Source organism: Aurantimonas aggregata (assembly GCF_010500835.1).
GTDB lineage: Bacteria > Pseudomonadota > Alphaproteobacteria > Rhizobiales > Rhizobiaceae > Aurantimonas > Aurantimonas aggregata.
Window position 1 is genome coordinate 385,076 of record NZ_JAAAMJ010000001.1, and the last position, 13,162, is coordinate 398,237.

Annotated in this window: 13 protein-coding genes and 1 tRNA gene; 2 read left to right on the forward strand and 12 right to left on the reverse strand. The window is 67.3% G+C overall.

The window, feature by feature from the left end; translation table 11 throughout:
- Positions 1-47: 47 nt before the first annotated feature.
- From GTW51_RS01715 to GTW51_RS24285, 5 genes are all read right to left on the reverse strand, one after another.
- The gene (locus GTW51_RS01715; protein ID WP_246232487.1) at positions 48-959 is read right to left on the reverse strand and encodes a DMT family transporter; all 912 of its coding nucleotides are present in this window, start codon (positions 957-959) and stop codon (positions 48-50) included.
- Positions 956-1,717 (reverse strand): ABC transporter ATP-binding protein, encoded by a 762-nt coding sequence (locus tag GTW51_RS01720; protein WP_163042143.1) that lies wholly within the window; start codon positions 1,715-1,717, stop codon positions 956-958. Before GTW51_RS01720 ends, GTW51_RS01715 begins: the two co-directional genes overlap by 4 nt.
- Positions 1,714-2,709, reverse strand: coding sequence for a FecCD family ABC transporter permease (locus tag GTW51_RS01725; RefSeq protein ID WP_203565868.1), 996 nt, complete (start codon positions 2,707-2,709; stop codon positions 1,714-1,716). The genes GTW51_RS01720 and GTW51_RS01725 overlap by 4 nt, the downstream gene beginning before the upstream one ends.
- 41 nt (positions 2,710-2,750) lie before the next feature.
- Positions 2,751-3,767 carry an ABC transporter substrate-binding protein gene (locus GTW51_RS01730; RefSeq protein WP_425483216.1) on the reverse strand — a complete coding sequence of 339 codons (1,017 nt, stop codon included), beginning with the start codon at positions 3,765-3,767 and terminating at the stop codon, positions 2,751-2,753.
- Between the two features lie 404 nt (positions 3,768-4,171).
- A complete protein-coding gene (locus GTW51_RS24285; RefSeq protein ID WP_281354555.1) occupies positions 4,172-4,300 on the reverse strand; it encodes a hypothetical protein in 129 nt (42 codons plus the stop codon).
- Between the two features lie 88 nt (positions 4,301-4,388).
- Here GTW51_RS24285 and GTW51_RS01740 point away from each other — a divergent pair, with 88 nt between their 5' ends.
- A complete protein-coding gene (locus GTW51_RS01740; RefSeq protein WP_246232490.1) occupies positions 4,389-5,051 on the forward strand; it encodes a hypothetical protein in 663 nt (220 codons plus the stop codon).
- A gap of 200 nt (positions 5,052-5,251) precedes the next feature.
- Here the strand turns inward: GTW51_RS01740 and GTW51_RS01745 are convergent.
- Positions 5,252-5,325, reverse strand: a tRNA-Ile gene (locus tag GTW51_RS01745).
- A gap of 150 nt (positions 5,326-5,475) precedes the next feature.
- Here GTW51_RS01745 and GTW51_RS01750 point away from each other — a divergent pair.
- Positions 5,476-6,204 (forward strand): SIMPL domain-containing protein, encoded by a 729-nt coding sequence (locus GTW51_RS01750; protein ID WP_163042146.1) that lies wholly within the window; start codon positions 5,476-5,478, stop codon positions 6,202-6,204.
- Between the two features lie 72 nt (positions 6,205-6,276).
- On the opposite strand, the gene GTW51_RS01755 is transcribed toward GTW51_RS01750, so the two are convergent.
- The 6 genes from GTW51_RS01755 to GTW51_RS01780 form a co-directional block, all read right to left on the reverse strand.
- Complete coding sequence (locus GTW51_RS01755) at positions 6,277-6,612, reverse strand: hypothetical protein (protein WP_163042147.1); 336 nt, start codon at positions 6,610-6,612, stop codon at positions 6,277-6,279.
- A 137-nt stretch (positions 6,613-6,749) separates the two neighbouring features.
- The gene (locus GTW51_RS01760; RefSeq protein ID WP_163042148.1) at positions 6,750-7,619 is read right to left on the reverse strand and encodes an SDR family oxidoreductase; all 870 of its coding nucleotides are present in this window, start codon (positions 7,617-7,619) and stop codon (positions 6,750-6,752) included.
- Between the two features lie 80 nt (positions 7,620-7,699).
- Entirely contained in the window at positions 7,700-7,990 is a 291-nt protein-coding gene (locus GTW51_RS01765; RefSeq protein ID WP_163042149.1) for an HlyU family transcriptional regulator, read from the reverse strand.
- Positions 7,990-9,963 carry an RNA polymerase sigma factor RpoD gene (gene rpoD, locus GTW51_RS01770; RefSeq protein ID WP_163042150.1) on the reverse strand — a complete coding sequence of 658 codons (1,974 nt, stop codon included), beginning with the start codon at positions 9,961-9,963 and terminating at the stop codon, positions 7,990-7,992. Before rpoD ends, GTW51_RS01765 begins: the two co-directional genes overlap by 1 nt.
- 296 nt (positions 9,964-10,259) lie before the next feature.
- A complete protein-coding gene (gene dnaG / locus GTW51_RS01775; RefSeq protein WP_163042151.1) occupies positions 10,260-12,215 on the reverse strand; it encodes a DNA primase in 1,956 nt (651 codons plus the stop codon).
- 85 nt (positions 12,216-12,300) lie between these two features.
- Positions 12,301-13,155: a universal stress protein gene (locus GTW51_RS01780; RefSeq protein ID WP_163042152.1), complete on the reverse strand. Its 855-nt coding sequence runs from the start codon at positions 13,153-13,155 to the stop codon at positions 12,301-12,303.
- Positions 13,156-13,162 lie beyond the last annotated feature (7 nt).

The window sequence follows — 13,162 nt, forward strand, 5'->3', positions numbered from 1 at the left end:
CGTCTCCGGTTCTGACGCACTGCCGCAACAGGCGGCCCTTTGCGCCGTCAGGCCGGCGGCCCCCGTCGCCTCGGCAGGGCGACGAGAGAGCCGGCGAGGACCAGCGGTGCGGCGACGAGGAACGCCCAGTTCGGAACCTCGGCGAAGAAGAGGCCGCCCGCGGCAGCGGCCCACAGGATCGAGAGATATTCGAACGGTGCGAGGGCAGCGGCCTCCGCATGGCGAAAGGACAGCGTCATCAGGATATGCGCGATCCCGCCGGCAAGGCCCGCGCCGAACAGCAGCAGCGCCTGGTGCACATCGGGCATGACCCAGCCGAACGGCAGGGTCGCCAGCCCCGCCACGGCCGACACGATGGCGAACCAGAAGGCGATCGCGCCTGCCCTTTCGCCGGCGAGGGTCAGGCGGCGGACCTGGATCAGCGCGCCGGCGGTAAGGAACGACGTCGCCAGCCCCAACAGAACACCGAGAAGCGCGCCATCGGCCAGGTTTCCGGAAAGGGCCGGCAGGCAGAAGGCGGCGCCCCCGCAAAGACCGAGAACGATGCCGCCGATCCGTCGCGGGCCGAGGCCCTCCCCCAGGAGCGCCCACCCGAGAAGCGCCAGCATCACCGGGGCCAGATAGGACAGGAGCGTCGCTTCAGCGAGCGGAAGAAGGCTGATCGTGGCAAAGGCGGTGAACATGGCGCACGCACCCAGAAGGGAGCGCGCGACATGGCCAAGTGGTCGGCGCGTGGCAAGACCGCGCGGGAAATCGCCGCTCCACCACAAGAACAGCACCAAAGGCAGCAGGGCAACCGCCGAGCGGAAGAACACCATCTGCCCGAGCGGCACCGAACCGCTCAGGGCCTTGATGCAAACGCCCATCGCCGCGAAGGCCAATGTGGAACCGATGCGCAGCCAGATGCCGAATGACTCGTCGGCGATCGGAAGGCGAAACTCTTCGCGCGCGGCGCTCAATCGCTGCAAAACCGGATGTGCGGGCGGCCGGACCCGGCGAGCTCGACCTCCGCCTCGATGCGGAAGACGTTCTTGAGCAGTGCCTGGCTCAGCACGTCCGCCGGCGCGCCGCATTCGACCAACGCGCCTTCCTGCATCACCACGATCCGGTCGCAGAACATGGCCGCGAGATTCAGGTCGTGAAGCGCCACGATGCTGGTCAGATCCAGATCGCGCACCATGCGCAGGATCTCGATCTGATGGTGAATGTCGAGATGGTTGGTCGGCTCGTCGAGAAACATGACCGTGGGCGCTTGCGCCAGTGCCCGCGCGATATGGACCCGCTGGCGTTCGCCGCCGGACAGGGTCTGCCAGGCCTGTGCGCGTCGCTGGTGCATGTCGACCCGCGACAGGGCGGCCGAAACGGCCGCTTCGTCGGCGGTCGACCATCCACCAAGGGCCGAGCGGTGCGGGGTGCGCCCCAGCCTGACCACGTCGCGAACGGAGACGTTGGTATCGGTCGCGGCGTTCTGCTGCACGAAAGCGACCTGCCGCGCCATAGTGCGGCGCGAGACCCCCGCGATGTCCCGGCCGTTGATTTCCACCCGTCCCGAGCGCGGGCGCTTCAACCCGGCGAGAAGGCGCAGGAGCGACGATTTTCCCGATCCGTTCGGGCCGATCAGCCCGAGGGTTTCGCCCCTGCGCACGGACAGGGAGACGTCCCGCACGATGGTCTTGCGGCCGACGCCCCAGACGAGGTTGCCCGCGACGATCGTCATGCCTGGGGCCGCGAGCGGTAGAGGATGAGGGCGAAGAACGGCACGCCGACAAGCGCCGTGACGACGCCGATGGGCACCGTCTGCTGGGTGACGACGACGCGCGAGGCGATGTCCGCCAGAACCATGAAGACCGCCCCGACCGCCGCACAGGCGGGCAGCAGACGCAGATGCGTCGGGCCCACGACGTAACGGGCCGCATGCGGGACGACGAGGCCGACAAAGCCGATCGCGCCGACCATGCTGACGATCGTCGCCGTGATCATGGCGGTGACGGCGAACAGCACCAGCCGGATGCGCGCTACCGGCACGCCGAGCGCCGCCGCATCCTCGTCGCCGAAGGTGAAGGCGTCGAGCGCGCGGGCCATCCACAGGCAGATGCCCAGACCCAGGACCACCACCACGACCAGAAGCTGGAAGTCGGGCCAGCGCACGCCGCCGAAGCTGCCAAGCAGCCAGAACATGACGTCGCGTGCCTGCTGGGCGTTACCGGAGGTGGTGACGATGTAGGAGGTCAGCGCGTTGAAGAGCTGCGCTGCGGCGACGCCGGCGAGGATCGTATGATTGGGTCCGCTCGTCGCGCCGTTGGACAGGATCGCGACGACGGCGAAAGCGGCAAAGGCGCCGGCGAAGGCGCCCATCGAAAGCGACAGGCCGCCCGCGCCGATGCCCAGAACGATCACGCAGACTGCCCCGGTGGAGGCGCCGGCCGAAACGCCGAGAACGAAGGGCTCGGCCAGCGGGTTGCGCAACAGCGCCTGAAGGATGGCACCGCAAAGCGCCAGACCTGCGCCGGCGAGCGCGGCCACCAGCGCCCGACTGAGGCGCAGGTCCCAGATGACGCTTTCCTGGATCGGCGGAATGTCGGCACTGGTCAGGCCGAGGCCATTGGTGATGGCAAGAACCACCGTGCCGAGCCCGATACTGTAATCGCCGATGGCGGTCGCCAGAGCGACCGCGAAGGCGAGAGCGATGAGAAACAGCGCCAGGAACAGGACGAGCCCGCCGGCCCCTCGTTCCGCTTCTTCCGATGTGGTCACGGCAGATCGAGGGTCCGCAGTTGCTCGGCGACCTGCTCGGCGCCGTAGATCGTGCGGATGCTCGGATTCATCGCGGCGCCGCTCATGACGACGATCCGTCCGGCCTTGACCGCGTCCATCTGGCTGACGGTCGGGTCGGATGTCAGATAGGCCACCTTCGCATCGGCGTTGTCGAGCTCCCAGCGGTTGCGATCCACCTGCGAGGCCACGAAGACGGTGGGATTGGCGGCCATGATGCCTTCCCAGCCGAGCGTCGGCCATTCGGCCTCGGTCTTCACCGCATTCGACCCGCCCAGAATGTCGGCGATATAGCCAGAGGGCCCGTTGCCACCGCCCAGATAGGCGTCGTCTGCGGGCGACGGGCTGGAGAACCAGAACAGGAAGGTCAGATCCTCCCGGTCCTCGAACTCGGCACGTAGTGCGGATTCACGGGCCTTGAAGTCCTCGATGATGGCCTGCCCGCGGTCGCCCACGTCGAAGATGCGCGCAAGCTCCTCGATCTCCTTGTAGAGCAGGTCCATAGTCCACAATTCGCCGCGGCTGCCATAGGCGTCATGGGCGTCCAGCGTCGTGGAGCAGGCGCTCGGCGACAGATAGGTCGGAATTTCGAGGCTCTCGAAATCTTCTCGCTTGGCGACCTTGCTGTCCGGCCCCATCAGCGTCGTCAGCATCGAGGCGACGAAGTCGGGCTGTTTCGACAGAACGGACTCCAGCGTCGGGAACTCGACCGTCAGAACCTCGACCTTGTCGTTGGCGGTCTGAAGTTCGGGCAGCACCTTGTTCGGCCAGAACGCGGTGGCGGCCATCCGGTCCTCCAGCCCCAGCAGCAGCATGACTTCGGCGCTGTTCTGCCCCAGCGCTACGGCCCGTTCCGGTGCCTGTGCGAACGTGACCGTCTGCCCGCAATTCTCGATCGTCAGCGGATAGCTTGTCGGCTCGGCCCGCACCGAGGTGCAGAGGGCGGCCACCGCGAGGCCACCCAGAGCGACGAGGCTCCTGTTCAGCATGTTCATATCCATTGTCCACGAAGGAAAGCCCCCCTCCGTATTGCCGCGCGGCGGCTAAAACAAGAGTGACACAGTCACGTTTTATCGCGGGCAACAAACGGGCGCCAGGGTCAACCCGGCAACATTCGTACGAGTTCTCCGACGGGGACTGTCGTTGCCCGGGCAGTACGCTTTTGGCGAGCATGTCCACCGAGGCGGCCAGCCGGATGACCCGGTTAACTCGACGCCGCTTGCCCGGCAAAGCGGACTCACACCATTGTCGCGTCCGGGACCGCCATGCCTTTACCATTGGATGCCCGGCGCGGGTGCGTTACGTGAACGCAACGTTATATGATCATGTGGTCCACTGAATGGGATCGATCGGAAAGGAGGCGGGCATGTCGATGAAGCAGATACTCGCGCTCCTGAACTCACACATCGATGGCGATGAGGAACAGCTCCTGTCGATCGCGCTTCAGTTCGCGGCCCAAGAGGCACGGAACGGGCGAGCCGATGATGCCGACAAGCTGAAGCGGCTCGTTCAGAAGGCGCGTGATCAAAGGCGCCCCGGGGCGTCAGCTTCGGGACAGACGCCCATCCCGCTGGCGCGACCGCGTGGTGAGCTCTCCTGTCGCCGCGAGACAAAACTTGCTCCGGGAGTTCGGCTACGGCGTTCCCGACCTCGAGCGTGCGTTACAGTCCGCTAGGAACGACGTAACGCTCGTCGCCGAGGCGGAGATCCAGCCGTTCGCGCCGTCACCGGACGGACGGACCGCAGTGTTCAACGAGATGCATTTCTACGACCTGCCGTGGCCGCGGGCCGCCCTTGAGCAGTTGGAGAACGAGATCGTCACCATGAAGGTGACGTTGTCGTACTTCGTCGAGCCGAACTTAACGGGCAAGGCGGCGACGCGGCCCGATACCTACAGATCCTTCGGGCTCCGCTTCGCGCTGAAGAAGCGGGGCGAGTCGATGCCGAAGTTCCGAAGCCGCGTATCGGCCGCGCAGGAAAAGGACGGTACAGCGAGCCCCGAGGAAACGAGCTGCTGGCTGCTCGGCCCGAACGCGATGCAGGCTGGATCCCTCCACTGCGACCTATGGCGTGGACGAGCCGTCGACCTGGCCGGGCACGGCGCCATCGCGGTGGTTCCGGTCACCGGCTGGTGGAAGTCCCACGTCGGCCAGCGTCGAATGGGTGATCGGGCGCGTTACTCCCTCGTGATATCCATTTCCGCGGCGGGGCATGGCGTGGATCTGCATACGGAAATCTCAACGCTCGTCGAAGCTGCCCAGATCGTCGAGATCGCTTGACGCGAGTCGATGTCTTTTCAGGGCACCGCTGGCGGCAGCTCTTCACACGAAGGCCGTCGCTGGAGGATTCAAAGCCTGCAAAGGATGGCTGATTCGGCTCAGTTTCAGGCTGGCTCACGTAAACAACGGAGAATGCTGACGTTTCTGAGCCGAGTTATTGCGCCCAGTTTCATACGTTTCTGCACGATGCAATTGGTGTGTGGGCCCGGCAGGACTCGAACCTGCAACCAAGCGGTTATGAGCCGCCGGCTCTAACCAATTGAGCTACAGGCCCCACGCCTGACGCCGTAGCGCAATCGCGGCGGCGCCTCAAGCGCGGTGTGGAAGGAAGCGTCGGCTGCTGCCGCAAAGGTGGGGACGGACGGTTTGCCGCCGCAATGCCTGCCTAGAAACGGCGCCTCGACCCGAATCGGAGAACTGTCCCATGCGCCGAACCCATACCGCCCTCGCCCTCGTTTTCATGCTGACCGCGCCGCTGCCGGCTTTGGCGCAGGAGACCGGCTCGCCGACCCCGCCGACGATCACCGTCACCGGCACCGGCGAGGCCAGCGCCCGGCCCGACCAGGCGCTCGCGACCTTCACCGTGCTGCGGACGGCCGAGACGGCGCGCGCTGCCCTCGACCAGGCGAACGAAGCGATGCGGGAAGTGAGCGGCGGGATGCGCGAACTCGGCGCCGAGGACCGCGACCTGCAGACATCCGGCTTCTCGATCAATCCGCAATATCGCTACGACAATACCGAGGGCAGTCAGCAGCCGCCGACGATCGTCGGCTACGAGGTCCGCAACACGCTGACCGTGCGGGTGCGCGACCTGGCGCGGCTCGGCGAGATCCTCGACCAGGCGGTGACGCTCGGCGTCAACCAGGGCGGCGAGATCCGCTTCGATCTCGCCGAGCCAGGCCCGGTGGAGGATGCGGCCTTGAAGGACGCGGTCGCCGACGCCACCGCCACGGCCCGGCTGATCGCCGAAGCCGCCGGCGTGACGCTCGGGACGGTTCGCCAAATCCACGAGAATGTCGGTATGGCGCCGCCGCCGATGCCGTTCGCGACGATGAAGATGCGCGCCAACGGGGCCGCGGAGAGCGTGCCCGTCGAGGCCGGCGAGAACAGCTTCAACGCCAGCGTCAGCATGGTCTTCGCCATCGGCGAGTAGCCGTCCCGGTGCCACGCAAAGCAAAGGGGGCGGATGCGACAGCACCCGCCCCCCGGCTGTTTCAGAACTGGTTCAGCGGCGGAAGCTGATCACCGGGCAGCCCGGGGCGAGGGCGAAGCGCACCAGGGTATGATCGCCGCGCGAGCGGCCGGCGACCACCACGGCGCGGCGATTGACGTTCCGCACATGCGCGCGGCGCACGCCCATCCGCTCGGCCTTGCGCAGTGCCTGGCCCGGCGCGCAGAGCGCCGGCCGGTGCGGGCGGTGGTCGCGGACATGATGGACCGGCGCATTGCCGATGGTGACGCCGAAGCGGAAACTGTCGGCGGCAGCCGGGGCGGCGGTGGCCATGGCGCCGATGGTCAGCGTGGCGGCGACGGCGAGCGAACGGGCGAGGGTCGAGAACATCGGGGCATCTCCTGTCGGGTCGGCCGCAGGGCGCGGCGGGTTCGACAGGATTGACCCTAGACGCAGAGCGCTGAACCGGTGCCGAAGCCGCCATTCATGCAGCATTCAGCCCGCCGGCGTCCCCTCGCCCGCGTCCCTCAGCCGAGCATGTGGCTGACCTTGCTCGACACCTTGTCGAACACCCAGTCCGGCACGAAGAAATCGGCGACCGGCTCGCCGCCGCCCTGCGGCCCGTAGACGGAAAAGTCGCTCACGCCTTCCTCCATCAGCACCAGTTCGTCGATGTAGAACTGGCCGGTCGCCTCGCGCGACGGCCGGCTGAGGATGGCGTGGGCAGCGTCCGCGACGATCTCCGGCGAGCGGCTCATCTTCGCCATGGCATCCCCGCCGAGGACGTTGCGGACCGCCGCCGTGTCGATCGCCGTCAGCGGCCACAGCGAGTTCACCGCGATGCCGTCCTTGCGGAATTCCTCGGCCATGCCGAGCGTGCACATCGACATGCCGAACTTCGCCATCGTGTAGGCGACATGGTTGCGGAACCACTTGGCGCTCATGTCGAGCGGCGGCGAGAGGTTGAGGATATGCGGGTTCTCGGCCTGCTTCAGATGCGGGATGCAGGTCTTGGAGACAAGGAACGTGCCGCGCGCGTTGACGCCGTTCATCAGGTCGTAGCGCTTCATCTCGGTCTGGAGCGTACCGGTCAGCGCCATGGCGGAGGCATTGTTGATGCAGATGTCGATGCCGCCGAAGCGTTCCACCGCCGCCGCCACCGCGGCCTCGACCTGCGCCTCGTCGCGGATGTCGCAGACGACGCCGAGGCCCTTGCCCCCCGCCGCCTCGATCTCTTCGACGGCCGAATGGATCGTGCCGGGCAGCTTCGGGTTCGGGCTGTCAGTCTTGGCCGCGACGACGACGTTGGCGCCGTCGCGCGCTGCCCGAAGCGCGATCGCCAGGCCGATGCCGCGCGAGCCGCCCGACATGAAGATGGTCTTGTCTTTGAGTGTCACGATGTCTCTCCCCAGTTCGTCGGGAGAGACCTAGCCGAGGCGGGCCGCCGGGGAAAGCACCGGCTGCCCTGATGCCGGCGTCAGCCGAACATCCCCTCGCCCTGCTCGTCCACCACCTGCCGCGCCTTGCGCAGGCCGGCCTGCGCCGCTTCATCCTCGGAGGTGAAGAGATCGGCGCGGATCAGCCGGTGGATCTTTTCCTCCCCGGCAACAGTCTTGGTAATCGTGGCCGCAAGGCGGAACTGGCCGCCTTCCGGCATCGGCGTCGCGGCCAGCGCGAAACCTTCGTAGGTCTCGGTTGCGGCGATGCGCGGGGCGGCGGGCTCGCTGGAGCCGCCGCCACCGCCGAAGAGCTTCTTGAGGAACGACATCAGCTGTCGAGGAACGAGCGCAGCTTGCGCGACCGCGACGGGTGCTTGAGCTTGCGCAGCGCCTTCGCCTCGATCTGCCGGATGCGCTCTCTCGTCACCGAGAACTGCTGGCCGACCTCTTCCAGCGTGTGGTCGGTGTTCATGCCGATGCCGAAGCGCATCCGCAGGACACGTTCCTCACGCGGCGTGAGCGATGCCAACACGCGCGTCGTCGTCTCGCGCAGATTGCCCTGGATCGCCGCGTCGATCGGCAGGATGGCGTTCTTGTCCTCGATGAAGTCGCCGAGATGCGAATCTTCCTCGTCGCCGACCGGGGTCTCGAGCGAGATCGGCTCCTTGGCGATCTTCAGGACCTTGCGGACCTTCTCCAACGGCATCGCCAGCTTCTCGGCCAGCTCCTCCGGGGTCGGCTCGCGGCCGATCTCGTGCAGCATCTGGCGCGAGGTGCGGACGATCTTGTTGATCGTCTCGATCATGTGCACCGGGATGCGGATCGTGCGCGCCTGGTCGGCGATCGAACGGGTGATCGCCTGCCGGATCCACCACGTGGCGTAGGTCGAGAACTTGTAGCCGCGGCGATACTCGAACTTGTCCACGGCCTTCATCAGGCCGATATTGCCCTCCTGGATCAGGTCCAGGAACTGCAGGCCGCGGTTCGTGTACTTCTTGGCGATGGAAATCACGAGCCGCAGATTCGCCTCGACCATTTCCTTCTTCGCCTGCCGGGCCTCGCGCTCGCCCTTCTGCACCATGTGGACGATGCGGCGGAACTCGGTGATCTCCAGGCCCGTCTCGGTGGCGAGGTTCTGGATCTCCTGGCGCAGCGCCCTGATGTTCTCCTTCTCCGCCTGGACGAACTTCAGCCAGCCCTTGCCGGAGAGATTGGCGATGTGGCGCGTCCAGTTCGGGTCGAGCTCGGAGCCCTGGTACTCGTGCAGGAATTCGTCGCGCTTGACGCTGTGCGATTCGGCGAGGCGCAGCAGCCGGCCTTCGTTGCCGACGAGGCGCTTGTTGATGTCGTAGAGCTGGGTGACCAGCGCGTCGATGCGGTTCTGGTTCAGCGACAGGCTCTTGACCGCCGCGATCAGGTCTTCCTTCAGCTTGCGATAGGACCGCTCCTGGCTCGGCGACAGCGTGCCCTGGGCGGCCAGGCGGTTCTCGACCTGCTGGTCCTGCAGCTTGCGCAGCCGGCGATAGCCGTCGGCGATCTGGTCGAAGGTCTCCATGACCTGCGGCCGGATCTCGGCCTCCATCGCCGCCAGCGACAGCGAGTTATCCATGTCGTCTTCGTCGTCGTCGTCGTCACTGCCGGGAGCGGCTGCTGCAGGCGCCTCGGCGACGGGGGCCGCCTCGCCCGGCGTCGGCGCGGTCGGCTGCTTGGCCTCGGGCCCGGCATAGGTCGCCTCGAGATCGACGATCTCGCGGAGCATGATGTTGCCCTCGTTGAGCTCGTCACGCCAGATGATGATCGCCTGGAAGGTCAGCGGGCTCTCGCAGAGACCCGCGATCATCGTCTCGCGGCCGGCCTCGATGCGCTTGGCGATGGCGATCTCGCCCTCGCGGCTGAGCAGTTCCACCGAGCCCATCTCGCGCAGATACATGCGCACCGGGTCATCTGTGCGGTCGCCGGCTTCCTTCTTGGGGGTGGTGGCGACCTGCGTCGGGCCGGTCTCGGCGACCTCGGTGGTCTCCGCCGCCTCGGCGGTCTCCTCGCCTTCCGCTTCCTCGTCGTCTTCGACGACGTTGATGCCCATGTCACTGAGCATGGTCATCATGTCCTCGATCTGCTCGGACGTGACATCGTCCGCCGACAGCATCGAGTTCAGCTTTTCCATCGTGACGAAGCCGCGCTTTTTCGCGGCCTTGATCATCTTCTTGACGGCATCATCGGACAGGTCGAGCAGGGGACCGTCAGGTGTCGCGTCGGCGCGCTCCTCGATCGGGGCCTCGCTCTCTTTGGCCTTTGTTGCCATGTATTCTATTCTCCAGTTCGGGCGCCATGAACGTCCCGCCGTCTCGAACCGCTCATCCAGCGGCGCACCGTGCGGGAGAGTCTACGGCGGCAGCCGTTAACACTCGCCTAACCATGATGCGCTCGCCTTCCGGGACAGGGCCCGAATGCGGCAGCGCCCTCAAGAAGGGGCGAGTGGGCAATAAATCAAGGTCAGGTTGGATCGAACCACCCTGTCGACCGGCCTCATATGATGTGTCAACGGCTTGAAGGCAATGGACGACCAGCCGGTGTCGGCCTCGCAGGGTTTTGTTTTCCCTATATTGAGGTGGCAGGCCGTCCCGACAAGAGGCCGAAGCCCTCAATCAGCGCTTCCGTGCCGTCAACCTGGTCGAGTTCGCGCTTGACCTCCATCAGATGGGCGAAGGCAGCTTCCGTCGGGTCGCGACCGAGCGCTGCCTCGGCGTCTCGCAGTTCCTGCCGCAGCGCCAGCGAGCGGTGCGAGAGATAGAGCGCCTGGCGCACCGCCTCCATCGCGTCCTCGGGTGCCGCGTCGGACAGGAACGGCCAGAGTCGCAGGTCGCGCAGCCGCTGCAGCAGCCGGTCGTAGACCGGCCTCAGGCCGCGCGCGTCGATGGCGACCAGCAGCGCATCGCGCGACGTCGTCTGCGCCTCGGCATAGGCGTCGAGCACCGCAGTGCGCAGCTTGGCGAGTTCGCCGTCCGGCAATGCGAGGTCGGCGAAATAGTCGAAGGCCTCGTTGATCAGCACCGGATGGTTGATGAAGCCGAGCACGATCGCGACCTCGCGCAAGGCCGCCTCGGGCGCCTTGCCCGGCCTTGTCAGACTGGAGCGGGCGAGCCGCTCCGAGATCGCCGATCGCCGCGCGCCCTGGGGACTGCCGCCACCGCCCCGCGCGCCGGGGCGCCCGCCCTGCACTCGATCACGATCGCCGCCCTGCCGCCTTCCGCCGCCCCGCGCCTCGCGAGCCGCGCCGAAGAAGCTCCGCAGCCGCTCGTCGGCATCCGCCAGATAATGGCGGCGCACGCTCTCGTCGCCGATCTGGCGCAGCGTCGCCTTCAGCCGGTGCTCGAGATCGGCCCGCCGCTCCGGCGTGTCGTAGTCGCCGCCGGCGGTCTCGCGCGACCAAAGCATGTCGGAGAGCGGCCGGGCCGCCGACAGGACACCCTGCATCGCCTCGGCGCCGCCCTCGCGGATCAGGTCGTCGGGATCCTTGCCTTCGGGCAAGAGCGCAAAGCGCAGCGAGCGGCCGGGCTTGAGCGCCGGCAGAGCGGTTTCGGCCGCCCGGTGCGCGGCCTTGACGCCCGCGGCGTCGCCATCGAAGCAGAGGATCGGCTCGCTGGTGACGCGCCAGAGCAGATCGAGCTGACGGTCGGTGAGCGCCGTGCCCAGCGGCGCGACGGCGTGCTCGATCCCGGCCTGGGCGAGCATGATCGTGTCCATGTAGCCCTCGACCACCACCAGCGTGCCGGCAGCCTTGGCGGCGCGCCGCGCGCGGGCGAGATTGAACAGCACCTGGCCCTTGTGGAAGACCTCCGATTCCGGCGAGTTGAGGTATTTCGCCGAGACGTCCGACGACAGCGCCCGGCCGCCGAACGCGATCGGCCGCTCGCGCAGGTCGAGGATCGGAAACATGATCCGGTCGCGGAACCGGTCGTAGGAGACGGCGATGCCCTCGCCGTGGACGACGAGGCCTGCCGCCTCGATCTCCGCCTTGCCGACATTCTTCTGGGCGAGGAATTCCTTCAGGCGGTTGCGCGAGTCGGGCGCGTAGCCGAGCCCGAAGGCCTTTTGGGTCTGCGGGTGGAGACCCCGGTCGCGCAGATAGGCCCGTGCCTTGGCGCCATCCGCCTCCTGCAGCATCGCCTGGAAATAGCGCGACGCGTGCTCCAGCGCGTCGACCAGCGTGGCACGGGTCTCCTCGCGCCGCTCGGCCTCCGGGTCGCGCGCGGGCATGGCGAGCCCGGCCTCCCCGGCCAGCCGTTCGACGGCCTCGGGAAAGGACAGGCCCTCGAGCTCGGTCAGGAAGCGGAAATGGTCGCCCGAGACGCCGCAGCCGAAGCAATGGTAGCGGCCTTTGGAATCCTCGCAGTGGAAGGACGGGGTTTTTTCGCCGTGGAACGGGCAGCAGGCCCAGTAGTCGCCCCGCCCCGGCTGCGACTTGCGCCGGTCCCACGCGACGCGCCGGCCGATGACGTCCGAAATCGGAACGCGGGCACGGATGTCGTCGAGAAAGGCGGGCGGGAAGCGCATGGCGCGGTGATAGCGCGTTCGGACGGGGAATGGGATGGGGATCGCACCGGCAGCGGCGCAACCCCCATCTTGTCTCGGAGAGTGGCTAGCGGATGACCAGCACCGGCACGGTGCAGGCCTGGATCAGCGCCGTCGTCGTCGAGCCGACGATCAGGTTGCGGATCCGCGAATGGCCGTAGGCGCCCATGACCAGCAGGCCGATACCGTCGCGCTTGACCTTCTCGGCAATCACCGTTTCCGGATCGCCGCTCTCCACGCCGACCGTGACGTCATAGCCGGCCGCAGCGAGCTGCTCGCGGGCGACGTGGAGACGTTGCCCGGCCTCGCCGCTGCCGTCGCCGACCATGAACAGATGGCAGGCGACGTCCTTGAGCAGCGGGCTCGCCAGCAGCCGCTCGACGATCATCGGCGAGCTGCGGCCACCGTCGAACGCCACCATGAAGCGCTCGATCGGCTGGAAGGCGCGCGAAGCGACCAGCAGCGGCTTCGTCATCGAACGCACCACCCGCTCGAGATTGGAGCCGAGATGGCCCTTGGCCATGTCGGCGGCCTCGCCGCGCTTGCCGATGACCACCAGTCGCGCCTCCGGCTCGATCTCCTTGATCGCGTCGGTGACCTCGCCGTTGCGCAACCGCTCGGTCACCTCTGACACGCCGTCGGCCTTCACGCGCGCCGCCGCCTGCTCGAGGATCAGCCGACCGCGCCGGTTGGCGAGCTTGGCCTTCTGCGCGTCGAGCTCGGCGAGCTCGGCGAGCAACGCCTCACGGCCACCGAGTTCGAGACTGCCGCTGAGGTCGAACGGCCGGCTCGAGACCTCGCGCCGGCCGAGCACGTGGAGGATTTCCACCGGCACGTCGAGCCGCTTGGCGGCCCAGCTTGCGTGGTCGCAGACGCTCGTCGCGTAGTTCGACCCGTCGATGCAGGCGATGATCTTGTTCATGGCAATC